This is a genomic window from Parerythrobacter lutipelagi, assembly GCF_005434975.1.
Classification (GTDB): Bacteria; Pseudomonadota; Alphaproteobacteria; order Sphingomonadales; family Sphingomonadaceae; genus Parerythrobacter_A; species Parerythrobacter_A lutipelagi.
The window spans coordinates 163,594-189,583 of the sequence record NZ_SKCJ01000002.1; the positions used below are offsets into that span (position 1 = coordinate 163,594).

Below are 25,990 nucleotides of genomic sequence, written 5' to 3' on the forward strand. Positions count from 1 at the left end.
GGCCGCTTCACAGATCGTCAGCTTTCATCTGGAAAATCGGAGTGTGCGGCCGGTATTCCGCCATAAGCTTCAGCAGGCGGGGGAGCGCTTCGGCGGCGATCAAGATTCCCTGATGCACCGGCCGCACAAATCCCACGTCCGCCATCTTGCGGTTGAAGGCCAGTAAATCGTCGTAAAAGCCGAATGAGTTGAGCAGGCCGACCGGCTTCTGGTGATAGCCGAGCTGCGCCCAGCTCATCGCTTCCCATAATTCGTCCATCGTCCCGACCCCGCCGGGAATGGTGATGAAGCCATCGGACAGATCGGTGAAGCGCTGCTTGCGTTCGTGCATCCCGCCGACGGTGTAAAGCTCGGTGCAATCGTGATTGGCGACTTCGCTATTGGCCAGCGCTTCGGGGATGACTCCGATCACTTCGCCCCCCGCCTCAAGCGCGCCCGAGGCGACCGCTCCCATCAGCCCGAGCCGCCCGCCGCCATAAACGACACCGATCCCGCGCTCGGCAAGGTCTTGCCCGACTTCGTGGGCTAACTCGATATAGCGCGGATCTTCCGGTGTGGCAGAGCCGCAGTAGATTGCGAGGCGTTTCATCACTTGAGATCCTCGATCATCAGTCCCGCAGTCGCCTTGGCGCTTCCGACCACCCCGGGAATACCCGCACCCGGATGCGTGCCTGCACCGACCAGGTAGAAATTGTCGATAACATCGTCGCGATTATGCCCGCGGAACCACGCGCTTTGAGTGAGCACGGGTTCAAGGCTGAAAGCGCTGCCCAGATGCGCGTTGAGATCGCTCGCGAAATCCTTCGGTGCATAGTGGAACTTGGTCACGATACGGTCATGGATGTCGGGGATCAGGCGGCGTCCGACTTCGTCGAGGATGCGTTTTTCCAGTTGCGGCCCGACTTCGTCCCAATCGACCGCCAGCTTGCCCATGTGTGCGACAGGTACCAGCGCATAGAACGTGCTCTTGCCCGGCGGGGCCATGCTGGGGTCGGTCACCGTCGGGTGGTGCAGGTAGATCGAGAAATCGGCCGGCAGCACACCGTTGTCGTAAATGTCCTCCAGCAAGCCTTTGTAGCGCGGGCCGAACAGGATCATGTGGTGGGGAATACCCGGCCAGCTGCCTTCCAGCCCGAAATGGACCACGAACAGTCCGGGGCTGAAGCTTTTGCGCTTGAGTTTTCCGGCGTATTGCGGCCCCCGCTGGCTGCCTGACAACAGGTCGCGGTAGCTGTGCATGATATCGGCGTTCGAAGCGACCGCGTGGAACTTTTCGCGCCAGCCTGACGCGGTTTCGACCTCTGTCGCGCGTTTGCCGATGGTGTGAACCTGAACTACCGGATCACCGACAACCATTCTGCCGCCAAGCCGTTCGAAATGGCGGATCATCCCTGCAATCAGGCGGTTGGTGCCGCCGCGCGTCCACCATACTCCGCCGTCTTTCTCCAGCTTGTGAATCAGAGCGTAGATCGCGCTGGTTTTCATCGGATTGCCGCCGACCAGCAGGGTATGGAAACTCAGCGCTTCGCGCAGCTTCTCACTCTTCACAAAACTGGAAACCATCGAATAGACGCTGCGCCATGCCTGCTTCTTGGCCAGAGCGGGTGCGGCTTTGATCATCGATTTGAAATCGAGGAACGGCACTGTGCCGAGCTTGACATAGCCTTCCTCGTAGACCCCTGCTGCATATTCCAGGAACCGCGCATAGCCGGCAATGTCAGCGGGATCGAGCTTGGCGATCTCGGAATTGAGCTCAGCCTCGTCGTTCGAATAGTCGAAGTTTGTCCCGTCCGGCCAGTTGAGCCGATAAAACGGCCTGACCGGCATTAGTTCGACGTCTTCTTCCATCTTGTGACCGGACAGGGCCCAGAGTTCCTTCAGGCAATCGGGATCGGTCACCACTGTAGGGCCGCCATCGAAAGTGAAGCCTTCCTTCTCCCAGAAATAGGCCCGGCCGCCGGGCTTGTCGCGGCCTTCGATAACGGTGGTCTGGATCCCGGCCGATTGCAGCCGCATTGCCAGCGCCATGCCGCCGAAACCCGATCCGACAACGCAGGCCGTCTTTGCTTCGTCTTGAGATACTGGCTGCTTGTTATTCATGAGTTTCCTTTTTCAGCGACCAAAGGTTCGCCTTTGCCCGCAAGTGCCCCGATTGCCCTGAAGACAGATACGGGCGGTTTCCCGGTCAGGATGCGCGCCTTGTCCGCCAAATTGGATTGTCCGGCATAGAAGCGCTCGATCAGTCCGGGATTCAGGCGATAGAAACGTTGGAAGATGCGGTAGCGTTCCGCGGGCTCTGCCGCTCCGAACAACATGGAGCCGAGCATGCGGTAAAACCCGGTGCGCGCCCAGTGCTTTCTGGCCCGCGCTTCGAGCCAGGCCGCAAGCTGTTCGCCCGGGAGAGTGGCATCTTTGGCGATGGCCAGCGCGGTTTCTACCGCGAAGGGCAATGTGTAACTTGTCAGCGGATGGACGAAGCCACCCCGCGCGCCCGCCAGAGCAACGCCTTCGATCCGCATGTCCTCCTGATGGCGGACAAAATTGCCACCGGTGATCACCGGGAGCACACCCGTTTCGCCGCCGATAATGTCACCCTGCAAGCCATGCGCGTCGAGATAGCGATCGATCCTGCCCGAGACCGCATTGCGGTCGAGCATTGCCGCATCGGCATAGTAAGTGTCTTCGACGAACAATTCGTCGGCACCGAGCGGGAGCACGTACACGAAGCGGTAGGAACCGCCGGTCCCGTGCGGCGCATGCTGGTCCACTGAAGCGTCCATGATGATCGGACGCTCTATTCCGTGCAATCGCGGCGTGCGGATGTGGCGGCCCATGAAGACCTGCCAGCCGCCGGTGAGGTGAGTGCTTGGCGCAGCGTCCCGGCAATCGATCACCGTGCGGGCGGAAATGCGCGAGCCATCATCCAGTGTCACGCCCCCCGCATCGAGCTGTTCGACCCGCCGCTTCGTATGGATTGTCTGTTGAGACAAATCGCGGCGAAGGCCGGCATCGAAATCGGGCGAGGCAAGTGAATTATAGCCGGTGTCGAACCGCCGGCGATAGGCGGGGAAGCGGACTGAATATCCACTCCAATGCGTCTTGCGGAATCCGGCCAGCAGTTCGGCCCCTTCGGCGTCGAGATCGTTGTCGAACCAGCTCCAGCGATGGTTGCCGCCCAGCGCTTCGCCCGCTTCAATCAGCGTCACCTGCATTTCCGGATGGTGGCGCCGCAACGCAAGCGCAATCAGCCCGCCGGCAAGCCCGCCGCCGACAATGGCGATTTCTGTTCGTCTATCGGTGGCGCGCCCGGTCATCGCAAGCTGCTCTAAGGAGGATTGTGCAGGCGGGCAATCGTCCAGGCGCGCACGGTGGGAAATTGTGCCGTGATGCTTGTTATGCGGCGGCAAATTGACGACACCGTCCGCATGAAAAACACTCTCATGCCGCATCGCAAGGCGATCATCGCGACAATTGCCGTGCTGGTAGTCACTCTCGTGGTGCTGATCGCGATGGATCGCCCGCCGATCTGCACCTGTGGTGAGATCAAGCTATGGCACGGCAGCGTACAAAGCTCTGGCAACAGCCAGCATATCACCGACTGGTACAGCCCGAGCCACTTCATCCACGGTATCATCATGTACGGTCTCGCAGTGTTATTGTGGCGCAAATGGGCGTGGTTTGGCGGTAAGCCCGCGGCGTGGGCGCTCCCGATCGCAGTGCTGGTCGAAGCGGCGTGGGAAATTTCCGAGAACACTCCGGCGGTGATTGACCGCTATCGCGAAGTGACGATCAGCTTCGGCTATTCTGGAGATTCCATTCTCAACTCCATGTCGGATATCGGCTGGATGATGATCGGCTTCCTGTTCGCGGCGCGTATCCCGTGGAAGATCAGCCTTGGCATCGCAATTTTCTTCGAGTTGCTTACGCTGTGGATCATTCGCGACAACCTGACGCTCAACGTCATCATGCTGTTCTGGCCGATTGAAGCGATCAGGCAGTGGCAGGGAATGGGCTGAACGCACGAGCATGTAACACATTCCGATTGGAACGTGTCGGTCAGCGGGGCGTTGGTGTCTAAAGACACCGAGGGATTCCGATGAAAAAATTTACTTCCGCCGCGCTGGCGCTGTGCCTCGCCTCGCCCGCTTTTGCACAGGACGAAGTTGCCGTCGAAACGCGGCAGGGGCCGCCGCCGATTGGCGAAACCGTCTTCGATGGCGACTGGGTCAGCATTGGCATCGGCGCTGCGTATTCGCCAAGCTATGACGGGTCTGACGATTATGTCGTGTCCGTGTTGCCGATTGTCCAAGGCTCGTTTGGCGGGGTCGATATCAATCCTCGTCCCGGCGGTCTGGCACTCGATTTCATCCCCGACACGGAAACAGGACCCAACTTCGATCTGGGTGTGACCGCGCGTATCCGGCGTAATCGTGCCGGCCGGATCGAAGATGCGGTGGTGGCTAGCCTGGGTGAATTGGAAACGGCCATCGAAGTCGGCCCAACCGCAGGTGTAAGCTTTCCCGGCCTGCTCAACCCCTATGACAGTCTGAGTTTCAATGTCGACGCGCGGTGGGACGTCGCCGGGGCGCATGACGGCATGGTGATCGACCCGTCGGTGACGTATTTCACCCCGCTCAGCCGCGGAGCGATCGCATCGCTGACGCTGGGCGCGGAATATGTCGATGACAGCTATGCCGACTATTACTTCACTATCGATGCAGCTGACAGCGTGACCAGCGGATTGCCGCAATTCAGCGCAGATAGTGGCTTCACGAAAGCCAGCGCAACCATCCTGCTGGGCTTCGATCTCGATGGCGATGCGACCAATGGCGGCCTTTCGCTGGTCGGCATCGGGGGCTACTCGCGGATGCTCGGCGATGCCAAGCGCACGCCGTTCACCAGCCTTCGGGGTGACGCAGACCAGTTCTTCATCGCTGCGGGTATCGGCTACACCTTCTAGCCGGCGGCACTCGATAGGCTGAGAAAAAAGGCCCGCTACCCAATAGGGCGGCGGGCCTTTTGCTTTGCACGGTCTCTGCCAGATTGCGTGTGCTGGCTTAGTCGTCGCTACCGTCGCCGCCGCCTTTGGCCGTTTCCGGCAGCATCGGGCGCGGTGACGGCATCTCGGCATTGCGGTCGCCGGTTTTGAGATAGGTGTCGAACCAGCGCATCATGCGCAAATTGTAGTCGTAACGGCTGGCAGCCTTGGAATTGCCGTGGCCTTCACCGGGATAGAGGACAAGTCGCACCGGCACATCGGGCTTGCGCACCTTGATGCTGCGATAGAGTTCGTAGCTCTGGCTCGGGCTGACACGCGTGTCTTCCTCGCCATGCATGATCAGCAGCGGGGTGTTGGCCTTGTCGACATGGTAAATCGGGCTGACTTCGAGCATCTTCTGCCAATTGTCCCATGGCCATGCCAAGCTATGCACATTGTACATTTCATAGGGAATGTCGGTCGTGCCGAATTTCGAAATCTGGTTCGAAATGCCGACAAACATCACCCCGGCGACGAATTCGTCGCTGAAATAGGTGCTGGTCCAGGCTGTGGCATAGCCGCCATAGGAACCACCCGTTACGCCGACCCGGTCGGCATCAGCTATGCCTTCAGCGACCAGCGCCCGTTTGGCGTCGACCAGATCGGTGAACTCCGGATCGGTGTAGTTGCCCTGGTGCTGTTTTGAGAACGCTGTGCCGTATCCGGTCGAGCCGCGATAATTGGGCAGGAAAACGGCATAGCCTTGCCCGGCTGCGACATGTCCCGGTTTCGAGTAAGCGGTCTGCCAGCCATTGCTGTCATGCGCTTCCGGACCGCCGTGGACATTGAGGATCAGCGGGGCTCCGCCCGCGGGCGCTCCGCCAACCGGTTCGATCAGCACGCCTTCGATTTCCTGACCGTCGCGCGCGGTGTACGTGAATGTCCGCTGCGTTCCGAAATCGATTTCCGACAGCCACGCATTGTGGTTGGTCCAACGCTCGAACGTGCCGTTGCTGTAAAAGTACAGTTCGGACGGATGAGTCGGGGCGCTTGCTCTCACGACAATATTGTTGCCGCCGGTCTCGACCGAAGACAGCGAAAGCCCTTCTGCCGGCTCCTCGGTCAGCAGTGCGCCGTTGGGCGCGTAAAGGCGGATATGGCTAGAGGCGCCCTTGTGGATCACTGCGGCAAGCGAGCCGTTGGCAAGCCATTCGGCATCGACTGCCGCTTCGGCAGCGCCTTCGTTGAGCGCGCGGTAGCTGCCGGTGGCTACATCGACCAGATGCAGCGTCGTATCGGCAGGATCGTTCTTGTCGACACCGGCGATCATCGAAAGCTGCCTGCCGTCGGGCGAAATTTCAACGTCGCCCAGCTTGCCGGGTGTTTCAACGACGGTCCGGACATTGCCTGTGCCAAGGTCGATAATGTGGACCCGCTGCGAAGTGTACGTGTCATCGATTTGTGGGGTCGGCTGGCTCATCACGATGCCTGTCTTGCCATCGGCCGCGACATCGAATGAATTGACATAGCCCGGGATCTGGATCTGGCGCGGGTCTTCGTCCGGCGTCTCGCCGACCTGCGCCACAAACATGCGCGGCAAGCGTGCTTCTTCTTCATACACGATTGCGTCGAAACCGCCCTTGCGCTGCGTGTCGCGCTGTTCGTCGGTCTCTGCGCCGACCAGCATGTAAATGCTGTGGCCATCGGGTGCCCAGACATAGGATCGCACGTCGCTGTCTTCGACTCCGGCCAGCTTGCGATGGGTGCCGCCGTAGACAGGCACGCCCCATACAGCCCGGTCGTCATCATCATTGGCCCAGGTGAAACTGACCATGGTTCCGTCGGGCGAGAAGGTGACTCCCGAAGGGCTGACATCTTCGGGCAAATACAGGCTCGCCATATCCGGCCCGGTGGCGATCTTCAGCTCCTGCGTGGTGCTGCCATTGTCCTCGCCTTCGGTGACATCAGGCAAGGCCGCTGTCGTATAGGCGACGCGCTGGCCGTCAGGCGAAACGGCAATTGCGCCAACGCTTTTCAATTTGGCGACATCCTCCGGCGTCATCGGCCGCGCAGCGGCGGTCGCGGCAATCGAGACTGAGCCAAGCAGAGTGGCGGCGAGCAGCAGCTTGCGGGTCATATGCGGAAATTTCCTCTTGTGACGAACTGTTGTGTGAACGCGTCATACCGAATGTGGTTTCACACGCAACCGGATGAGCAAAAGGCGGGGTTGTGCACCGGGCCGCTTGGCGGCATCACTGGCGCAACAGGAGAGGACTTCATGCGCATCATTTCAAAACTGGTCGCCGGGGCGGCATTTATTGCGACACCGGCACTGGCTGACACGACAATCATCCATGCCGGCTCGGTCATCACCGACGCATCGGGCAACCCGAGCGGTCCGGCGACCATAACCGTCACCGACGGAAAGATCGTCAGCATCGTGGACGGTTTCCAGCCGACGCCTGAAGGCGCAGCGATGATCCATTTGCCCGAGCACACTGTGCTGCCCGGCCTGATCGATTTGCACACGCATCTTTCCGGCGACCCGAGCGGCGAGTTCTGGCGTTCCGCTGTCAATCCGCCCGAATGGTCCACTCTGGTCGCGGCCAAGAATGCGCACGTTACCGCGAAAGCGGGCTTCACCACTGTGCGCGATCTCGGTTCACGCAGCGACCAGGTGACACAATCGCTGCGAATGGCGACAGCGGACGGCATGCTTCCGGGGCCGCGCATCGTCACTTCGGGTCGGACCATCGCCATCGTCGGCGGGCACGGCGACACCAACGGTTTCCGCCGTGAAGTAAACGATGCGCTGGGCACCAGCTTTGCATGCACCGGCGCTGTGCAGTGCGCGGAGATGGTCCGCACGGCGTCGAAATACGGGGCGGACCTGATCAAGATAACCGCAACCGGCGGCGTGCTCAGCCAGCAGGGGCGCGGGCTGGAGGCGCATTTTTCAGATGCGGAGATGAAGGCGATCGTCGACACCGCCAATTCGCTCGGCCTCAAGGTTGCAGCCCATGCGCACGGTGCGCGCGGGATTGAGGCGGCGGCGCGTGCGGGCGTCCACACGATCGAGCACGGCACATATATCGACGCCCAGGCAGGGCGGGTCATGCGTGAGAACGGAACTATTCTGGTTCCGACGCTGATGGCCTTCCAGGGGATCAAGGAGAATTTGGGCACGGGTTTTTACACGCCGGTGGTCGAAGAAAAGATCCGCGCGGTCGGCCCTTATGCCGAGAGCATCGTCGAGCGCGCGAGCGAGTATGGCGTGAAGGTCGCATTCGGCACCGATGCCGGGGTTTTCCCGCATGGTCAGAATGCAGGCGAATTCGCGCTTATGCGCAAGGGCGGGATGACTGACCGTCAGGCTCTCGCAAGCGCCACCAGCGTTGCTGCCGAAGTGATCGGTATGGAGAAGGAAATCGGCAGACTCGCACCCGGATATTCAGCGGACATCATCGCTGTCGAGGGCAACCCGCTGAGCGATGTCGCTGTGCTGGAAAAGGTCGATTGGGTGATGGTGCGCGGACGCGTGATCGAATGATCCGCGCAGCCGCTGCTCTTGTGGCGTTGGCCGGAGCGGTTCCGGCAAACGCCGCAGAGCCCGGTCCGCAATGCCAGCGCGAGATTGTCGTGCTTGGCGCAGGGCAGGATGCGGGCGCACCGCAAATCGGCAATTCGGATGACGATGGGCCGGTGCTGCTCCCCAGTTCGCTTGCGCTGATCGACCGAACAGAGGGTAAACGGTACCTGTTCGATGCCACGCCGGCGATCACGCAGCAGCTGGCAATGCTCGATGCCATCGAGCCGCCTCAGCAGGGCCTCGGGATCGATGGCATCTTCCTGACCCACGCGCATATCGGACACTACTTCGGACTGGCCTATCTGGGTCGCGAAGCGGCTGGCGCGCAGAATGTTCGCGTCTACGCCATGCCTCGAATGGCAGATTTCCTCCGCAGCAACGGTCCGTGGAACCAGCTCGTCGAACTGGAAAACATCCGAATCGTCACGGTTCCGCATTCGAGCTGGAAATTTCCCCCGCTGGATAACGACGCCTGGCGCGCATCGGAGCCGCAATTCCTTGGCGCTGGTATTGCCGCCACCGCGCTACCGGTTCCCCATCGCGACGAATATTCGGAGACGGTCGGCTGGGTTCTGGCCGATCCCGAAAGCTGGTCCTTCCTCTACCTGCCTGACATCGACAGTTGGAGCGAGCTGGAGGATCGCATGCCCGATTTCACGTTGGAAGCGTTGGTGGCGAAGGTCGATCTGGTCTTCGTCGATGCGACATTCTGGGACGACAACGAATTACTCGACGAGAATGGCGTCGGCCGCGACATGTCGGAGATCCCGCACCCGCGCGTGACGGAAACGATGGACCTGCTTCAGGACCTGCCGGGCGAGGAGCGCGGCAAAATCCGCTTCATCCATTACAACCACACCAACCCGATCCGCGATCCCGACAGCGCCGAAAGCAAGCAGGTGGTTGAGCGCGGGTTCACTGTCGCCCGGCGGGGCGACCGTATCTGTCTCGATTGACCGCCTGTCGAAGCGGACGCGCTATTGGTCGAGGGTTCATCGCGCGTTCGGTATCGGCGTTCTAGCTGGCTGAAATTCGCGCCATGCCGCGTCATCACGAATACAAACGGGGAATCTTTATGAAATCTGTCCGCCCAATTTCCTTTGGCGGGGCCTTGCTGGCGACTGCAGCTGCAATCGCGCTGCCCGCCGCGCCTGCCTTTGCCGATCATCACGCTGAAATTGCCACCAGTGAAGCGCCTGCCGAGCAGACCGAGGGCGAGAAGCTGAAAGCATTGTTCGCTGAATCCGATGCCCGCGGGCTGGAGATCAATCCGATCGGCCGGTTGTTTCGCGGTGATGACAAGAATGCGGACCGGCTCGGGGATTTCCTGACGGACAGCAGCTTCTATGCCAGCAAGCGGGACACGCAGCTCAACCTTGCCAAGCTCGAACTGATCGACCGCAGCAAGCTGAACGAGACCGACCAGTTGGCCTACGATGTCTTCAAATATGGTCAGGAAGCGAGCTTGCGCGGCCAGACGGACGAGATCCGCGCGCTGACCGAAGTGCGCCCGGTGAACCATTTCTCCGGCTTCCACACATTCTATCCGACCTTCGCCAGCGGCGGCAGCGCGGCGCAGTTCAACACAGTCGCCAATTACGAAGACAACCTCAGCCGTCATGACGATTATATCGCGATCAACGACCGCGCGATCGGCAAATTCCGCGAAGGGATGGAAAGCGGCGTGCTCGAAACCTCGCTCACTATCGGCAATGTGGTAAAACAGTTCGACACCCAGCTGGCTGTACCGATTGCAGACTCGCAGTTCATGAAGCCGGTGCAACAATTCCCGGAAGACTTTTCCGAGGAAGACCAAGCGCGGCTGACCGCCGCCTATGAAGCGAAAACGCAGGAAATTTACGCCGCGCACGAGAAAATGCGCGACTTCCTGCGCGACGAATACCTTCCGGTGGCGCGTGAAACTGTCGGGCTCAGCCAGATGAAGGGCGGCGAAGCGCTCTATGCACAGCTGATCGAGCAGACCACCACGCTGCCGCTGGAAGCCGACTATTTGCACAATCTCGGTCTGTCCGAAGTTGCGCGGATCAAGAACGGGATGCTGGAGATCAAGGACGAGGTGGGCTTCAGCGGCACACTCACCGAATTCTTCGACTATGTCCGCACCGACCCGCAGTTCAAGCCGGAAAGCCGCGAGGCGCTGACGCAGAGCTACTACGATATCGGCGAACAGGTGGACGAGAAGATCGGCGAGTATTTCGCCGTGCTTCCGAAGACGCCGCTCAACATCGAACCCTATGACGAGTCGATCGAACAGTTCAGCGCTGGCGGTTCCTACAGCTCCGGCGCGCCCGACGGGTCGCGTGCCGGGACCTTCTATTTCAATGCCTACGACCTGCCGAGCAGGCTGACGACGGGCAATGTCACCCTGTACCTGCACGAAGGCGCGCCGGGCCATCATTTCCAGATCAGTCTTGCTCAGGAAAACACCGACCTTCCGGCGTTCATGCGCTTCGGCGGCAATACCGCCTATGTCGAAGGCTGGGCGCTCTATTCTGAGACGTTGGGCTACGAGATGGGCTTCTTCGACGATCCGTGGAACCGCTACGGCACGCTGCAGGACGAACAGCTGCGCGCCATGCGGCTGGTGGTCGATACCGGTCTCCATTCGAAGGGCTGGACCCGCGAACAGGCGATCGACTTCATGCTGGAAAACTCGGGCATGACCCGGACGGAAGTCGTGTCCGAAGTCGAACGCTATATTGCAATCCCGAGCCAGGCGCTGGCTTACAAGGTCGGCGCGCTGAAAATCCAGGAGCTGCGCAAAAAGGGCGAAGCCGCGCTGGGCGACAAATTCGATCTGCGCGAGTTCCACAATCAGGTACTCAACACCGGGTCGCTGCCATTGCCGGTGCTGGAAGCCAAGATCGACCGCTGGATTGCTTCGCAGCGTTGAAAATTGACCAATAGAAAAAGAACAGGCTGTCCGGCGCTGCCGGGCGGCCTGTTCTTATGCCTGTTCGCTTTTGACCGGAAAATGGAGTAAAACCTTCGCTCGGGGAGGAATACTTACATGGCGAAACGGCTCATTTTCTGTTTCGACGGAACATGGAACAGGCTCTCTGCAGATGTGCCGACCAATGTCGCGACAGTGGCTCAGATGGTCCGCCCGGTGGCGCGCAGCGGAACGCACCAGATCGTCTATTATGACGAAGGGATCGGCACCAACACATCGTGGGTCAATCAGCGCTGGCAGGGGATCACCGGCAAGGGGCTGATGAACAATCTGCGTGAAGCCTATCGTTTTCTCATCTTCAATCACGAACCGGGCGATGAAATCTACGCTTTCGGCTTCTCGCGCGGGGCGTTTACCGCTCGCACATTCATCGGATTCATCCGTCACGCCGGTATTCTCGATGTTGTCAGTGCCAACCAGATCGACAAGGCGATCGAGATCTACCGCAATGCTGGCAAGGTCGTCGGCAACACCGGGGAGGAATCGGGCAGCGCCCTTCGCTTTCGTGCACGCCATTGCAAGGCCATCTGTGTCAGCGATGAAGACATTGAATTCCGCAAGCGCATCGATGCTGATTTCGATCCGGAAAAGGCGGTCTTGCTCAATATTCGTTTTCTCGGGGCGTGGGACACTGTCAGCGCGCTGGGCGTGCCGCAACTGGTGCCCGGTTCGAAATGGATCAACGCCAAATACGGTTTTCATGATGCCGTATTGACCAGCAAGATCAAGGCGGCCCGCCATGCGGTGGCACTCGATGAACTTCGCCCGACCTTTCGGGCCACCCTCTTCGGGCGCGCCAAAGTGGACGAACTCAATGCGCGGGCGGCCCGGGGCCGCACAACACCGTTCAGCCCGTGGGAACAGCCCTATCAGGAACAGTGGTTTCCCGGTGTGCATGGCGCGGTCGGCGGGGGAGGCGCGCACAGAGGCTTGTCCGACGGCGCGCTGGCATGGATCCTGACCGGAGCGAAGCGGGCGGGGCTGGAACTCAGGGCGGACAATGACAGCAAGGCCTTCCAGATTCGGCCCGACAGCCTCGACCCGGTGCAGAACCAGGCGGCCAAGACAATCGGTCAGCGCTTCCCGATTGGCACGATCCGGCGGCTGTTTCATTCGCCGAGGGCTGGGCCGCAAAGCCTGTCAGCGCTGGCGCTTGCTACGCTGCAGCGCTGGTTCGCTCCGGCAAGCGCGCTGTCCGAAGGCAAACCCTATCGTCCCGGAGCGCTGCTGCCGATTGCTGCAGAGATCGAGAATTGGCCTTACGCCCGCCTGCCCGAACTCAAATCAGAGCATATCGTGTTGCAGGGCGAGACGCTCTCTCTGATCGCAGAGCGCTATCTCGGTGCCCGGACCCGCTACCTGGAAATATTTGAAGCGAACAGAGACCGGCTGGACGACCCCGACCATGTCATGCCCGGCACACGTCTGCGAATTCCCTTCGATGGCCCGGCGGTGCACGGACCCGCTTGACGTTACGGCATGATTTACACAGCGACTGCGCTGCGCCAAACCGCCTGTCATGAGCAAAAAAACCATTTGGTGGAATGACCAGCGCCCGCCGCTCGAACCCATGACCAGCCTCGGGGATGATTGCATGCCGGGCTTTCTCGGCATCGAATTTCTGGAAGCCGGCGACGACTGGATTTCGGCACGCATGCCGGTCAACGAGCGCACGCAGCAGCCTTTCAAACGCCTGCATGGCGGTGCTTCCGTCGTGTTGGCAGAGACAGTGGGATCGGTCGCGGCCAGTTTTTGCGTCGATCGGGAAAAGCACGTTGCTGTCGGGCTGGAGATCAACGCCAACCACGTTCGCCCGGCCTACCAAGGTTATGTGACTGCAACGGCCAAGGCGGAGAATATCGGACGCACCACGCAGATATGGTCGATCCGTATAACCGACGAGAATGGCAAGCTTGTCTGCATTTCGCGCCTGACAATGGCGGTCATCCCGCTCGACCGGAAATAGCGCAAAGCGTAACCAAGCAGCTCCATTCAGCGTATAGCGTGCAGCTATAAGGGGAAAGTCGATGGAAATCAGTGCACGCCGCTCGGCACAAATCGTTGCAGTCGCCCTCGTTTCGATGGTCGTGACGCAACTCGTTTATTTTACGCTCTCCAGTCAGGGCGCCGAAATCAACCGGCCGGTCATCTGGACGGTTGAGGCGGTCGCCTTTCTCGCCATCGCGGTGTTCGCCCTGGTGGCATTGGCCAAGGGGCGCGCCTTGACCGCAGCGTGGGCGGCGATTGCCACTGGCGGGATGATCAACGCGATCCAGGTCGGAATGGGCCTTGCCATGTTCGGCCCGGTAAAGGACGCGGGCGAGGCAATGGCGCCCGCGTTCGAAGCGATTCTTGCGGGCGCGTTCTTCCTCTATTTCTCAGGCAAGTTCCTGTTCGGTTTCGGCGCAATTCTATTCGGGCTTGGCGCTGTGAAATGCGGTAACGGCATCGGCAAGGCGCTTGGCGGCCTTGCCGTTGTGTCCGGCGCTGCCGCGATGCTGGCGAACACCGGTGCAATGGCGCAAGGTATGGCTTTGATGCTTCCTGCCGGTGCCAGCGGAACAGCCGCCACGCTGTTTCTTGCAGCCGCGATCATCGTGACCGGAAAGCATAAGGACGCTTAATCGAAATTACCTGCCAACGCCTCGAAGCCGGCGGCGAATTCTTCCTTGAAATCCTGCACAACTGCGCCCGCGCCGCGCACCTCCTTCACCAGGCCCACACCCTGGCCGACGAAATAGGTGCACAGCCCCTGCGCTTGCGGGTTGCCGTTCACTGCGGCTTTGTCGATCGCGCGCAATACGGGCTCTGACAGGAGCATCATCAACGGCATGGGCAGGGCGGGGATGCCGGCCTCTTCCCACCTGGCATGCCATCCGCTGCGCAGCTGGCGGCTGAATTTGCCGGTACGGTGCTTGCTGCGGATCGTGTCGCGGCTGGTCGCAGCGACCATTTTCTCGCGAAACACTTCGGTCGTCTCGGATTCGCTGGTCGCGAGCCATACGCTGCCGCACCACGCGCCCGCTGCTCCCATCGCCATCATCCCGGCCATTTGCTGACCGTTCATGATCCCTCCGGCGGCGAGCACGGGGATGTCCTTGCCCGCATCGCGGATTGCCTGAAGGACTTCCGGGATAAGCACGATGGTTGAAACCTCGCCGCAATGCCCGCCGCCTTCGCCGCCCTGCGCGACGATGATATCGACCCCGGCGTCGATCTGTTTCATCGCGTGTTCCTTCGCGCCGACCAGCGCTGCGACCGGTATTCCGTGCTTCTTGCCCGCTGCGATCATTTCAGGTGGAGCGGTGCCCAGCGCGTTGGCGATCAACCGAACTGGGTGATTGAAGCTGACTTCGAGCAATTCCTGACCGAGCGAGGTGTTGGGCCGGTGCGATCCACCAAACGGAGCGGTGCCATCTTGTGAAACACCGCAGTCGCGCAATATCTGGCGCGTGAAATCGCGATATTCCGGCGGTATCATCGCCACGACCTCGTCCGCCGTCACTTGCTTTTCGACCGCCTGGACTTCCGGGATCAGGACATCGACACCGTAAGGCTTGCCGTCGACGTGGTCGTCGATCCAGTTGAGTTCCTGCTCCAATTGCTCGGGCGTGAAACTGACCGCACCGATCACCCCGAAACCGCCCGCGCGGCTGACTGCAGCGACGACATCGCGGCAATGCGAAAAAGCGAACAGCGGGAATTCGCATCCCACCATCTCGGTCATGCGAAACGGCATAGTTTCGGCTCCCTGTTCAGTGGTAAAGCATGGCACAGGATTAATTGGCGGTCACTCTCCAATTCTCGTTGCATCACGCGATGGACTTTTACTTGAGGGCGGCGGTCTACAGTGTTAGAAATGCGGCAATAAAAAGTCGGGCCGCTATTTATCCAGACACGGGGGAGCGTGAATGTGGCGACTTTCGATCCAAAAGAGTTTTTCGCGCTTTTGCGAAGTGGTTTGCTCGGGCCAACCTTGAGCCGCAAGGAAGTTGACGGCTGCAATGCGGTTCTTGCTGCCATGGAGAATCTTCCTCTCGCTTATTGCGCCTACGGGCTGGCTACAGCGTACCACGAAACAAATGCAACGATGCTTCCCGTGCGCGAAGCCTATTGGTTGTCAGAGGCATGGCGCAAGAAGAATTTGCGTTACTGGCCGTGGTACGGTCGCGGTTACGTCCAGCTGACCTGGGAAACCAATTACGAACGTGCCGACGAGGAACTTGAGCTGGGCGGCTCGCTGACGAAGAATCCCGACCTCGCTCTTGAGCCGGATATCGCAGCACGGATCATGCGGTGCGGAATGATTGAGGGATGGTTCGCTGGCGACAGACATGGGCGGCATGATTTTGCCAGGCATCTTCCTGAGAACGGCCCGGCGACGGAACTCCAGTTCAAGGGCGCCCGGCGGATCATCAACGGGACCGACAAGAACCTTTTGATTGCAAGGCATGCGCTGCAATTTCAGCAAGCACTGGAGAATGGAAAATGGTGAGAACGATGCTTTTGGCGGTGTCTGCGGTCGCGCTGACGGGTAATGCTCAGGCAAACGGCGGCATCGTGTGCCGGAACGAAGCTGTTCAGGTGAATTGTGGTGGCGGCAGTTGCGAAGCGACCACCGATGCGTTCACGCCTTTTTCGGTTTCGCGTAGCGGTGACACATTGCAGGTCTGTGCCTATTCGGGCTGCTGGTCAGGGGAGATAGAAGCCGCAGTCGTGCGCGGAGACTTCCGTGTCGATTTTGCAGATCTGTCTCGGGAATTTCCGGAGGATATCGCAGATCAGCCGGACGAAGCTTCTGAGCCGGTTGAAGCCAGCCTTTTTTACGATACTGCGAACCGGGTCGGATTCGTCTATTTCATGGGTTTTGCCAATCCGCTGACTTGCGAGTCCTTCGATATGGTCGAGTCAGACAACTGAGAGCTAACTGGCAAGACAATTTGCCTTACGTCTGACCTGCCTTGTGACCCTCGTCGGATACATTACGCAGACTCAGTTGGGCCGGTGCATCGACAAGTCTGCGCGCGCTGTCCCATCCTCCGTGCAACCAGATCTGGCGCGCCTCTTCGCTGTCCGGCAAGACGACCGGCATCGCCTTGCAGCCCAGTTCCTTCGGCACTCCGGCAGCGCCGCGCGTCAGCAGTGCAAAGCCGGGGACTTCATTGTCTTTCCACACGCCGGCCATGGCAAACATCGGCTGGTCATCCGGCGCGAACCAGTGCCGCAAGCGGCGCCCTTCGTAGTCGGTGCCGCTGCCCCACTCCATGAATGCAGTTGCCGGCACAAGGCAGCGGAACTCGCTGTTGCGCAGATTGCCGATCCAGAACGGGCTGTCCGGATTGCGCACGCTCGCCACCAACCGTGCGGGATCGTCTGCCGAGGGCGGAGGTAGCACTCCCCAGAGGCGCGGCACCATGCGCGGCTGGAGCGGCTTCCCCGCCGGACGTGGCCCGGCGATAAACTCGCGCCCAGCGGTTATCACCGGGGCGAATTTGCCCGGCGCGGCGTAGCCACCGGCCCACGGATCATCGCCCGCGCGCGCTCCGAAACGCGCAGACACAGCGGCTGCGGATGCGTCGAGGCGATAGAGCAGCGTCACGCCATGTGCCCGGTCGGTGACAGCGTTACGACCCGACGAGGAACATGTTGATCGTCAGCCGGCCCTTGCGCGGATTGTCCGACAGCACGGCCGGATCGGGAATGACACCCGAATGGAGCTGCCGCCCGCGATACAGCACCAGCCGGTCGGGCTGCGCTTCGACCTCGTCGATCAATTCGAACCAATCACTGTCACCGTGGTGAAAGCTGGCGGGCGGCATCCCGTGCTCCTGCTCGTCCTGCGCCAGCGCGGCATTATAGGCGGCCTCGCGGTCGGGCGTGACTGTCTCGAAGCCGGTGCGCTTGTGGCGGTAAAACGCCGTCCCGCCGGTCTCCGGCCCGAGCAAATAGTGCATCACTGCCACCACTTCGCCGCCGGAATGGTCGTAATGCGGGATCCGCTGGAGCGGGGCGAGATCAGTTTCCGCTACAGTGACCAGCGAAAAGGTCGAGGCATCGAGCCGGACGCCCTTGGTAAAGCCGAAGACGCGTTGCATCACCTGCATCATCAAATCGCGCCGCCGGTCGAGATAGTTCGGCTCGGCCCATGAGCGGATGCCGGGATAGGACGCGCCGGCGTGCTGGTATTCGGCGGCATAGCCCGCCTCCAGCAATTCATCGACCATCCCGCTGAACTGGTCGATCACCACCAGCGGTTCGCCTTCACGCCCCATTTGGCGGACGCTTATTTTGGGTTCGGGTAGTGGCTGCATGGCTGCGGTGGTGGCGCATCGGGGCGGGGGTAGTCAATCAGCTTGAGGCCCTGAATGCGCCCCTGCATGCGCCACTGGATGCTCTGCTGGACTGGCGCGCCGTTTCGCCCTAGACCCTGCCCATCCCCGGGGAGCGAGCTTTCGCTGAGAGGGGCAGGTTGCGCTGCCCGACCCGTCGAACCTGAACCGATTAGCATCGGCGGAGGGAGCGGGCCTGTCTGTCCGGACATCCGCGCTCCGCCACGAGGAGAATACGCGCATGGCCGACATCGACAGCAAATTCGACATTGGAGTGACCACCGGCCCGATCCGCGGCAGCCGCAAGATCCATGTCGGCGCTCGCACCGGCAGCGGGGTCCGCGTGGCGATGCGTGAGATCCAGCTGGAAGGCGGGGAAGAGCCTGTACGGGTCTACGACACCTCCGGCCCTTACACCGACACCAATGCCACGATCGACATCAATCGCGGCCTGCCGCAACTGCGCCGCGAATGGATCGAAGCGCGCGGCGATGTCGAGGAATACGACGCGCGTGAAGTGAAACCGGAAGACAACGGCCAACTCGGCCCGGACCGCAGCGGCGGCGTGCCAGCCTTCCCCAATGTCCACAAACGCGTGCTGCGCGCGAAATCGGGCCAGAACGTCAGCCAGATGCACTATGCCCGCCAGGGCATCATCACGCCCGAGATGGAGTATGTCGCCGAGCGCGAGAACCTGGGCCGCGAAATGAATGCCGAACTGATCGCCGCCAACCGTGCAGGCGCGGAAAGCTGGGGTGCGTCCATCCCGGAGCTGATCACACCCGAATTCGTGCGTGACGAGGTTGCGCGTGGCCGGGCGATCATCCCCAACAACATCAACCACCCGGAAAGCGAGCCGATGGCGATCGGGCGCAATTTCCTGGTCAAGATCAACGCCAATATCGGCAACAGCGCGGTGGCATCGGATGTCGCGACCGAAGTCGACAAGATGGTCTGGTCCACCCGCTGGGGTGCGGACACGGTGATGGACCTCAGCACGGGCCGCAACATCCACGACACGCGCGAATGGATCATCCGCAACAGCCCAGTGCCGATCGGTACCGTGCCGATTTACCAGGCGTTGGAAAAGGTCGGCGGTGTGGCCGAAGACCTGACGTGGGAAGTGTTCCGCGACACGCTGATCGAACAGGCCGAGCAGGGCGTCGATTACTTCACCATCCATGCTGGCGTACGCCTGCCCTATGTGCCGATGGCAGCCAAGCGGGTCACCGGCATCGTCAGCCGCGGCGGCAGCATCATGGCGAAATGGTGCCTCGCGCATCACAAGGAGTCGTTTCTCTACGAGCATTTCGACGACATCACCGAGATCATGAAGGCCTATGATATCGCCTATTCGCTGGGTGACGGCCTGCGCCCCGGCAGCATCGCGGACGCGAATGACGAAGCGCAGTTTGCCGAGCTCTACACGCTGGGCGAACTGACCCACCGCGCGTGGAAATCGGATGTGCAGGTGATGATCGAAGGGCCGGGCCACGTGCCGATGCACAAGATCAAGGAAAACATGACCAAGCAGCTCGAGGTGTGCGGCGAAGCGCCGTTCTATACGCTCGGCCCGCTCGTCACCGATATCGCGCCGGGTTATGACCACATCACCAGCGGCATCGGCGCGGCGCAGATCGGCTGGTACGGCACCGCGATGCTTTGCTACGTCACGCCGAAAGAACATCTCGGCCTGCCCGACCGTGACGATGTGAAAGTCGGCGTGATCACGTACAAGCTGGCCGCCCACGCCGCCGACCTTGCGAAGGGCCACCCGGCCTCCAAGGTGCGCGACGACGCACTGTCAAAAGCCCGCTTCGAATTCCGCTGGCGCGACCAGTTCAACCTCAGCCTGGACCCTGAAACGGCGGAGCAATATCACGACCAGACCTTGCCCGCAGAAGGCGCCAAGACCGCGCATTTCTGCAGCATGTGCGGCCCGAAATTCTGCAGCATGAAGATCAGCCAGGAAGTGCGCGATTTCGCCAGCAAGCAGAACGCCGATCCTGACAGCTTCCTCGAAGCGACCGCCTCGGGCGCGGACACTGCGGAAGCCAGTCGTCAGGCCGCACTGAAAGGCATGGAGGAAATGAGCGCGCTGTATAAGGCGAAGGGCGAGCAGCTGTATCTGCCGGAAAGCGAAACCGAATAGGCACCGCCGAAACCCCGCGCGAAGTCATGGACACGGCGATCAAGCAGATCGTCGTGCCCCATTTGCGCACGCTCGGCTTCAAAGGCTCGCTGCCCGATTTCCATCGCCCGCGCGGGGGCGCGGTGGACTTGCTGACCTTCCAGTTTCGCCGTGACGGAGCGGCATTCGTGGTGGAGCTGGGCCGCGTGGCTGCGAGCGGGTTCGACTTCCACGGCAAACATATCCCCGCCGCCAAGGCCAAAAGCCGCTACCTGAAAGAACGCCACCGCCTCGGCGCCGATTTCCGCGTGAACTACGGCGACCACTGGTTCGCCTTCGCGGACCGCGACCCGAAAGAGGTGGCGCGCGAGATTAACCGACAACTGGTTCAGCCCGAGCTGTGGCAATTTGTAGGCACGCTCCGTGCTTTGGGCGCAGCTTGAAGCCGTGCGGCACGGCGCAATTTCAGTGCCGGAATGAGTAGGCTGCTGGTCAAATCAATGCTGCTCGCGGCAGTGCTGGTGATTGATATCGCCGCTTGGCCGGCCTTGTGGGCGGAAATGGGGGCTTCGCTGTTCCTGCGTGTGATCGCTGCATTTGCGGTGTTGGCGGGTGCGCTTCTCTGTGCAGCTTTGGTGCAAAATGTGGTCCTGAGATGGACCTATGGTTTGGTTTTGGCGCTCGGCGCCTGGATGGTCTTGGGTTACCGTTTCTCGGTCGGGACAGCCACTAGCTATTTTGATTTTGTAACTGTGGTTGATGCGCGCAGTTCGCTGATTGATGCGTTCGCGTTGCATTGGCTTGGGTTACTTGCTGCGGGCGGGGCGGCGCTGTTGACGGCCCTTGCGATTTCGTTGAAGCCTCCGCCGACTGCGCGGCGCTTAGCCGTGCTTGTTGCTCTGATCCCGATTGTAGCGGGCGCAGGTATCATCAGCTTACTGGTGGAACGGAACGGTCAGGGTCGCGGTATTCCGGCATCTTGGCAGGGCATCGGTTATGCCGGGCTGTATGTCGTTGACAGTTTTCACGGACTCGCTGGTGCACGCAGCGATGTAACGATCATGGCAAACTCAGCGCCACCAGATCGCGACATCATCCTGATCGTCGATGAATCGGTTTCGGCTAATTACCTTGATCTGAATGCGGTAGGCGGTGCCTATTCCGGTCTGGCGATGAAACGACCGAACTGGAGCACTCGCGATTTTGGGATCGCTGCGAGCATGACCAATTGTTCGATGACAACCAATGTGGGACTGCGCTTTGGCGCAGGGCGCGAAGACTTCCAGAGAAAGATCGCTCGCGCGCCCTCAATTTGGGCCTATGCCCGGAATGCGGGAATGCGGACTGTCTATATATATGGTCAGCGAGGCGGGCTAAATGAAAATTATATGACTGACGCGGAGCGCGAACTGATCGATGAAGAAATCTATTTCGACGATATCGCTCTGGTCCAACGGGACCAGTATATCGCGGATGAATTGGCCCGACGGTTAAACAATGGGAAACCCGAGTTCATTCTGGCGAGCAAAGCTGGCGCGCACTTCCCGCTGACGGGCATGTACCCAGCTGGTGGCGGGCGGTTCATGCCCGAAGCCGACATAAGTACGCTGTCCAAGGATGAGCAATTCTGGAAGCTCTACCGCAACAATTATCGCAACGCGCTGGATTGGAGTGTGGGTGCGTTCTTCGACCGGCTGTTTAGCGAGGCTGGGCAAAACCCGGACACTGCGATGATCATCTATACCTCCGACCACGGGCAGACTTTCTACGAGCACGAGGATCCCGGCTCGATAACACATTGCCGCAAAGATGCTGCAATGGAAGAGGGTGCGGTTCCGTTGGTTGTGTTAGAGACGGGAACGCAGCTGGATAAGAATCCAAAGCGTGATTCCAACAGTCACTACCAGATTTTCCCGGAGTTGCTGCTAGCTATGGGATATCGTGTAGACGATGTCGTTCGCGATTACGGTCAGGGACTGGGTGGCGGCGCAGATGACCCTATGAAGTTTGCTGTTCAGATGCATCTGCGATTGGGAATTCCGCCGGGTTGGGTAAAGATCGAACCCGAGGAAGTCTTTCGCCCGCCCGACCGAGCTGAAACGGATTAGGGCGCGCCTTCAGGCGCGCGATTGGCCCATACCAGTATCGCCGTCAGAGCCACTGCCAGTCCCCACAGGCCCAGTTTGGGGTTTACCGTTGCGAAGTTCACGAACAGGAAGCCGTGGCTCAGCAGATAGATGCCGATCAGGGCCAGCCCCCAGCGCTTGCGCCAGATCTGGCCAAGGGCGCCAAGGCATATGGTCACGCCCATAAAGGCGATAAAGCCGAAATAGGTGAGGGGCGTGAAGCCCACCAAATTGAGCGGAGCTTCGGCGATGAAGCGTTGTGTGTCGGCCAGCGCCTCCACCGCTTCGCCGGTGAACATCCACCAGCCGGATGCCTGCCCGATCATCAGGATGCTGACTCCGATGCGGACAAGTCCGGAGGCGAGGAACAGCAGGCAAATGATGATGGCGAGCGAGCGCATGAGTTCGGAAGGCATGGTGTAGTATCTATATAATACACTTGTGTGTCAACATGCGCGGCAGCCGTGAACCTTGCTGGCCTTTCCCCGCCACGCTTGCCCACCGGCCGATTTGCCAATGCCCGCACGGGGGAGTAGTATCGCAGTTCCGGGTCGCTTTTGGAGAGGGCCCGGTCATGCTTGGCAAATACACCTATCTGCAGGTCGCACTGTTCGTTTTCGGCGTGGTTTTCTGCCTCATCTATCCGCTTGCGCTGGTGTGGCCTGCGGGCTGGATGTGGCATGAGGGTGCGCCCTTCGCCAGTCAGTATTACGCCATGATTGTCGGCGTTTATGCCACGCTCGGCGTGTGCCTGATCCTGGCGGCACGCAACCCGGCAGAACATCTTTCGCTGATCCGTTTTACCATCTGGTCCAGCGTGGTTCACGCGCTGATCATGGCGGTGCAGGCATTTCAGGCGCCCGAGCATGGCGGACATTTGCTCGGCGATGTCCCGGCTCTGCTGCTGGTCGCGGTGGTTCTGTGGTGGCTGTCACGCAATCCGGCGGCAGGTGCTGCATCGTCTTCCTAGGCTAGGGTGCTTCAGGTGAAGGTCAGGGCGCGCTGCTCGCCGCTCAGCGCTTCCTGACGAATTCCGCGCGGAGGACGAGGCCTTTGATGCCGGGATATTTGCAGTCGATTTCCTGCGCGTCTCCGGTCAGGCGGATGCTCTTGATCACAGTCCCCTGTTTCAGCGTCTTGCCGGCCCCTTTAACGTCGAGGTCCTTGATCAGAGTCACCTGATCGCCGTCCGCCAGCAGATTGCCGACGGCATCGCGGACCTCGACCTGATCGGCGTCGGCACTGGCGGCCTGCTTTGCGGCGAGCTCGGATGCGGGCATCCATTCGCCGCTGTCTTCGTCATATACGTAATCATCGGCGGATGGGTCGTGATCGGATGTGTTCATGCCAGCGCTATGCGGCAGCCATGGGTGCCTGTCGAGCGGCGCCAGGCCTCTATTCGGTGTTGTATGAGGCATTGGCCCATCCCGCCTTCTCGGAACAACGCGCACTTCCAGAGCTTGATTAAGCATCACCGGAACAAAAAAGGAAAATTCCATGTCAGTTGCAAAAGTCACTGAAATCATTGCCTCGTCACCCACCAGCGTCGAAGATGCCGTCCGTGAAGGCGTGAAGCGCGCCTCCAAGACCATCAAGGGCATTCAGGGTGTATGGGTGAAAGACACCAAGGCCACTGTGTCCAACGGTGAAATCACCGAATGGCGCTGCACGCTGAAGATCACTTTCATCGTCAACGACTGAGGCGAGCCAGAATAAAGCGAAACAGGAGCGGGCCAGGTGCCCGCTCTTTTCTTGCGTACGGCCTCGCGTGCGATCGGGGGGAGGGCACCGATGCCGAACTTCGAATGTTACGCCTGCTTCATCCCCACCAGCACCTTGTCCAGCGCCTGCAGGAAGCGCGAGCGATCCGCCTTGCTGAACGGGGGCGGGCCTCCGGTCATTCCGTCCATCCCGGCGCGCAGGTCTGCCATGATGGCGCGGGTCGCGACCGCCGCGCCGATGCTGGCGGTGTCGAACGGCTTGCCGTTGTGCGCCAGCACTGTCGCGCCGACCTTGAGGCAGCGTTCTGCCAATAGAATGTCGGCGGTTATCACCACGCTGCGCGGTCCGGCGTTTTCTGCGATCCAGTCGTCCGCCGCGTCAAAGCTGTCGTCCACCACCACGCGCTTCACCCGCTCGCTCACCGGCACACGGAAGGGCGAATTGCTGACCACGCGAACATGCGCCTGATAGCGTTCGGCCACGCGGTAAACCTCGTCCTTCACCGGGCAGGCATCGGCATCGACCAGTATCGTCGGGCCGGCTGTCACTGTTCCGGTTGCTGCGTCAGGCGAACAAGGCTCCAGTCGTAGCCGAGCTGTTTGACCCGCGCTTCGAGCTGCGCGCGCAGGGCCGCGTCAGGCTGAGCTTCGCGGGTGAGCATCCACAGATACCGCCCGCTCGGTTCGCCCACGATGGACCAATCATAAAGGCCGTCCGCCCCGACGGCGCTGCGATCGAGCACCCAATAGTCGCCGTAGAACGGACCGAAAAAGCTGACCTTGAGTTTCGCGCCATCGCTGCCGCCGACAATCCTGGCTTTGCCGGTCGCCTGGTTGAACTCGCCATCCAGTCCGCCCTCGTAGCACGAATTGACCACACGGATATTGCCGTCATCGCGCAGACTGTACTCGGCGGTTACCCCTTCGCAGCCCTTCTGGAAGGGTGCTTCGTAGCGGCCATATTCGAACCATGTGCCAAGATAGCTCTCGAGCGCGACCGGCTTCGCGGGTTCCGGCACGCTCGCATTCCCCACCGGCCCGGGAGAACCAACGCAAGCGGATAGCGCAAGCAAAGCGGGCGCGAGAAGAAGCAGGCATGGGATACGGCTCAATTTCATGGCAATCAAATGCCGCGCCGGTGGGGAAAGTTCCCTCGGTATATGACCGTCTCTCGTAGTTGTGGCTGCTACATCGGCAGCAATGTTCCGCTCCAGCCGTATTGGTCTCCGTCGGAGGATTTGGCCCGGATCAGGTTCATGGCGATGCTTTCCGGCGCGTTGCCGGGCCCCACCATCGTGCCGGTGACCGCGACATAGCTGGTCGCGTCCTGCTGATTCACGCCATAGAGGCCGAAAGCTGACGCGTTACGGCCAGGGACCGAGCCTGATGCAGCCCAGTTTCCAGTGATGTTGAATACCTGGTCTTCAAACGTCAGCGTGCCGCTCATCGCACCAGTGGCGTCCTGATTGTTGAAATCGATCATCAACTGGCAGGTGCCGTCGTCATATTTCTTGCTGCACATTTTCCATACCGACATCGTATTCTCCCATTGTTTCTCGTGCGCTATCCGGCGCTGCTGGAGGTGTGTTCGCAGTCACGGCAATCTAGCGATTGGAAGAATGCGCCACGGGCACATATTGTGCGGTTGCAGCAATCGTTAGGCGTTTCGCCCCACTTGTGCTAAAGGCATTTTGCTGACGTCGAAATTTGCGACGGACTTCGACTTTTGCGCTCCGCCGTTTGCCTGCGTTTTTCGCTTATGGGCCCCGGCGTAAACCAGACGACGACTTCCTTTCTTCGGACGATTTCACGCACGACCTGGGGGTATGTTGCCCGCAGACAATAATACGTTCTTGAAAGGAACATCGCATGGCCAAGACTGGCACCGTAAAATTCTTCAACGCCGACAAAGGCTATGGCTTCATCCAGCCGGACGACGGTTCGAACGACAGCTTCGTTCACATCACTGCCGTCCAGGCAGCCGGCATGACTTCGCTCGATAAAGAGCAGCGTCTCAACTACGACGTTGAAATCGGCCGCAACGGCAAGGAAAGCGCCGTAAACCTGTCGTCTGCTGACTAACGACACATCGTGACCGGGCGCGGCGGGCTTATGGCCATTGCCGCGCCCGCTCACATTCTA

Annotated in this window: 28 protein-coding genes and 1 riboswitch; of the genes, 16 read left to right on the plus strand and 12 right to left on the minus strand. The window is 60.5% G+C overall.

Features of this window, described 5'->3' with window-relative positions; all coding sequences use genetic code 11:
• Positions 1-7 precede the first annotated feature (7 nt).
• Genes E0502_RS09110 through crtY form a run of 3 tightly spaced genes read right to left on the minus strand, consistent with a single transcriptional unit; the run spans position 8 to position 3,314 of the window.
• The gene (locus E0502_RS09110) at positions 8-589 is read right to left on the minus strand and encodes an LOG family protein (protein WP_137677708.1); all 582 of its coding nucleotides are present in this window, start codon (positions 587-589) and stop codon (positions 8-10) included.
• Entirely contained in the window at positions 589-2,100 is a 1,512-nt protein-coding gene (locus E0502_RS09115) for a phytoene desaturase (RefSeq protein ID WP_137677709.1), read from the minus strand. Before E0502_RS09115 ends, E0502_RS09110 begins: the two co-directional genes overlap by 1 nt.
• Positions 2,097-3,314 (minus strand): lycopene beta-cyclase CrtY, encoded by a 1,218-nt coding sequence (crtY, locus tag E0502_RS09120; RefSeq protein ID WP_137677710.1) that lies wholly within the window; start codon positions 3,312-3,314, stop codon positions 2,097-2,099. Before crtY ends, E0502_RS09115 begins: the two co-directional genes overlap by 4 nt.
• Positions 3,315-3,425: 111 nt before the next feature.
• On the opposite strand from crtY, the gene E0502_RS09125 reads away from it, so the two are divergent.
• Together E0502_RS09125 and E0502_RS09130 are read left to right on the plus strand one after the other, a co-directional pair.
• On the plus strand, positions 3,426-4,016 hold the full coding sequence (locus tag E0502_RS09125) for a DUF2585 domain-containing protein (protein WP_137677711.1): 591 nt from the start codon (positions 3,426-3,428) through the stop codon (positions 4,014-4,016).
• Between the two features lie 80 nt (positions 4,017-4,096).
• Positions 4,097-4,960 (plus strand): MipA/OmpV family protein, encoded by an 864-nt coding sequence (locus tag E0502_RS09130; RefSeq protein WP_137677712.1) that lies wholly within the window; start codon positions 4,097-4,099, stop codon positions 4,958-4,960.
• A gap of 97 nt (positions 4,961-5,057) precedes the next feature.
• Here the strand turns inward: E0502_RS09130 and E0502_RS09135 are convergent, their stop codons facing one another.
• A complete protein-coding gene (locus E0502_RS09135; RefSeq protein ID WP_137677713.1) occupies positions 5,058-7,115 on the minus strand; it encodes a S9 family peptidase in 2,058 nt (685 codons plus the stop codon).
• 141 nt (positions 7,116-7,256) lie between these two features.
• Here E0502_RS09135 and E0502_RS09140 point away from each other — a divergent pair, with 141 nt between their 5' ends.
• The 6 genes from E0502_RS09140 (at position 7,257) to E0502_RS09165 (ending at position 14,165) form a co-directional block, all read left to right on the plus strand.
• The gene (locus tag E0502_RS09140) at positions 7,257-8,528 is read left to right on the plus strand and encodes a metal-dependent hydrolase family protein (RefSeq protein ID WP_137677714.1); all 1,272 of its coding nucleotides are present in this window, start codon (positions 7,257-7,259) and stop codon (positions 8,526-8,528) included.
• Positions 8,525-9,523 carry an MBL fold metallo-hydrolase gene (locus E0502_RS09145; protein ID WP_137677715.1) on the plus strand — a complete coding sequence of 333 codons (999 nt, stop codon included), beginning with the start codon at positions 8,525-8,527 and terminating at the stop codon, positions 9,521-9,523. Before E0502_RS09140 ends, E0502_RS09145 begins: the two co-directional genes overlap by 4 nt.
• Positions 9,524-9,642: 119 nt before the next feature.
• Complete coding sequence (locus tag E0502_RS09150) at positions 9,643-11,481, plus strand: DUF885 domain-containing protein (protein ID WP_137677716.1); 1,839 nt, start codon at positions 9,643-9,645, stop codon at positions 11,479-11,481.
• A gap of 117 nt (positions 11,482-11,598) precedes the next feature.
• Complete coding sequence (locus E0502_RS09155; RefSeq protein ID WP_137677717.1) at positions 11,599-13,011, plus strand: phospholipase effector Tle1 domain-containing protein; 1,413 nt, start codon at positions 11,599-11,601, stop codon at positions 13,009-13,011.
• Between the two features lie 49 nt (positions 13,012-13,060).
• Positions 13,061-13,507 carry a hotdog fold thioesterase gene (locus E0502_RS09160; RefSeq protein ID WP_137677718.1) on the plus strand — a complete coding sequence of 149 codons (447 nt, stop codon included), beginning with the start codon at positions 13,061-13,063 and terminating at the stop codon, positions 13,505-13,507.
• Positions 13,508-13,568: 61 nt separating this feature from the next.
• A complete protein-coding gene (locus E0502_RS09165) occupies positions 13,569-14,165 on the plus strand; it encodes a hypothetical protein (RefSeq protein ID WP_137677719.1) in 597 nt (198 codons plus the stop codon).
• Here the strand turns inward: E0502_RS09165 and E0502_RS09170 are convergent.
• Positions 14,162-15,268, minus strand: coding sequence for an NAD(P)H-dependent flavin oxidoreductase (locus tag E0502_RS09170; protein WP_240048990.1), 1,107 nt, complete (start codon positions 15,266-15,268; stop codon positions 14,162-14,164). The genes E0502_RS09165 and E0502_RS09170 overlap by 4 nt on opposite strands.
• Before the next feature lie 249 nt (positions 15,269-15,517).
• Between E0502_RS09170 and E0502_RS09175 the strand changes: the two genes are divergently transcribed.
• Together E0502_RS09175 and E0502_RS09180 are read left to right on the plus strand one after the other, a co-directional pair.
• Positions 15,518-16,036, plus strand: coding sequence for a lysozyme family protein (locus E0502_RS09175; protein ID WP_204517946.1), 519 nt, complete (start codon positions 15,518-15,520; stop codon positions 16,034-16,036).
• On the plus strand, positions 16,030-16,461 hold the full coding sequence (locus tag E0502_RS09180) for a hypothetical protein (protein ID WP_137677721.1): 432 nt from the start codon (positions 16,030-16,032) through the stop codon (positions 16,459-16,461). The genes E0502_RS09175 and E0502_RS09180 overlap by 7 nt, the downstream gene beginning before the upstream one ends.
• Before the next feature lie 25 nt (positions 16,462-16,486).
• Here the strand turns inward: E0502_RS09180 and E0502_RS09185 are convergent, their stop codons facing one another.
• Both E0502_RS09185 and E0502_RS09190 read right to left on the minus strand, forming a co-directional pair.
• Positions 16,487-17,140 carry an SOS response-associated peptidase family protein gene (locus E0502_RS09185; protein ID WP_240048992.1) on the minus strand — a complete coding sequence of 218 codons (654 nt, stop codon included), beginning with the start codon at positions 17,138-17,140 and terminating at the stop codon, positions 16,487-16,489.
• A gap of 25 nt (positions 17,141-17,165) precedes the next feature.
• The gene (locus E0502_RS09190; protein ID WP_137677722.1) at positions 17,166-17,852 is read right to left on the minus strand and encodes a DUF6445 family protein; all 687 of its coding nucleotides are present in this window, start codon (positions 17,850-17,852) and stop codon (positions 17,166-17,168) included.
• Between the two features lie 117 nt (positions 17,853-17,969).
• Positions 17,970-18,077: riboswitch (TPP riboswitch) on the plus strand.
• 34 nt (positions 18,078-18,111) lie between these two features.
• On the opposite strand from E0502_RS09190, the gene thiC reads away from it, so the two are divergent.
• From thiC to E0502_RS09205, 3 genes are read left to right on the plus strand one after another with little or no spacing between them, the layout of a single operon-like run.
• Positions 18,112-20,022: a phosphomethylpyrimidine synthase ThiC gene (gene thiC, locus E0502_RS09195; protein ID WP_137677723.1), complete on the plus strand. Its 1,911-nt coding sequence runs from the start codon at positions 18,112-18,114 to the stop codon at positions 20,020-20,022.
• A gap of 26 nt (positions 20,023-20,048) precedes the next feature.
• The gene (locus tag E0502_RS09200; RefSeq protein ID WP_137677724.1) at positions 20,049-20,444 is read left to right on the plus strand and encodes a DUF4304 domain-containing protein; all 396 of its coding nucleotides are present in this window, start codon (positions 20,049-20,051) and stop codon (positions 20,442-20,444) included.
• Positions 20,445-20,501: 57 nt separating this feature from the next.
• A complete protein-coding gene (locus E0502_RS09205) occupies positions 20,502-22,109 on the plus strand; it encodes a sulfatase-like hydrolase/transferase (protein WP_161593747.1) in 1,608 nt (535 codons plus the stop codon).
• Here the strand turns inward: E0502_RS09205 and E0502_RS09210 are convergent.
• On the minus strand, positions 22,106-22,543 hold the full coding sequence (locus E0502_RS09210; protein WP_137677726.1) for a hypothetical protein: 438 nt from the start codon (positions 22,541-22,543) through the stop codon (positions 22,106-22,108). The genes E0502_RS09205 and E0502_RS09210 overlap by 4 nt on opposite strands.
• 158 nt (positions 22,544-22,701) lie before the next feature.
• On the opposite strand from E0502_RS09210, the gene E0502_RS09215 reads away from it, so the two are divergent.
• On the plus strand, positions 22,702-23,097 hold the full coding sequence (locus E0502_RS09215) for a DUF6632 domain-containing protein (RefSeq protein WP_137677727.1): 396 nt from the start codon (positions 22,702-22,704) through the stop codon (positions 23,095-23,097).
• A gap of 43 nt (positions 23,098-23,140) precedes the next feature.
• On the opposite strand, the gene E0502_RS09220 is transcribed toward E0502_RS09215, so the two are convergent.
• Complete coding sequence (locus E0502_RS09220; RefSeq protein WP_137677728.1) at positions 23,141-23,473, minus strand: alkylphosphonate utilization protein; 333 nt, start codon at positions 23,471-23,473, stop codon at positions 23,141-23,143.
• Positions 23,474-23,624: 151 nt separating this feature from the next.
• On the opposite strand from E0502_RS09220, the gene E0502_RS09225 reads away from it, so the two are divergent.
• Positions 23,625-23,828, plus strand: a complete 204-nt coding sequence (locus E0502_RS09225) for a dodecin family protein (protein WP_137677729.1) — start codon at positions 23,625-23,627, stop codon at positions 23,826-23,828.
• A 107-nt stretch (positions 23,829-23,935) separates the two neighbouring features.
• Here the strand turns inward: E0502_RS09225 and E0502_RS09230 are convergent, their stop codons facing one another.
• The 3 genes from E0502_RS09230 to E0502_RS09240 form a co-directional block, all read right to left on the minus strand.
• Positions 23,936-24,397 (minus strand): YaiI/YqxD family protein, encoded by a 462-nt coding sequence (locus tag E0502_RS09230; RefSeq protein ID WP_137677730.1) that lies wholly within the window; start codon positions 24,395-24,397, stop codon positions 23,936-23,938.
• Complete coding sequence (locus tag E0502_RS09235; protein WP_240048994.1) at positions 24,394-24,867, minus strand: lipocalin family protein; 474 nt, start codon at positions 24,865-24,867, stop codon at positions 24,394-24,396. Before E0502_RS09235 ends, E0502_RS09230 begins: the two co-directional genes overlap by 4 nt.
• Before the next feature lie 167 nt (positions 24,868-25,034).
• The gene (locus E0502_RS09240) at positions 25,035-25,385 is read right to left on the minus strand and encodes a hypothetical protein (protein ID WP_137677732.1); all 351 of its coding nucleotides are present in this window, start codon (positions 25,383-25,385) and stop codon (positions 25,035-25,037) included.
• A gap of 332 nt (positions 25,386-25,717) precedes the next feature.
• Between E0502_RS09240 and E0502_RS09245 the strand changes: the two genes are divergently transcribed.
• Positions 25,718-25,930, plus strand: a complete 213-nt coding sequence (locus E0502_RS09245; protein ID WP_137677733.1) for a cold-shock protein — start codon at positions 25,718-25,720, stop codon at positions 25,928-25,930.
• Positions 25,931-25,990: the final 60 nt, after the last annotated feature.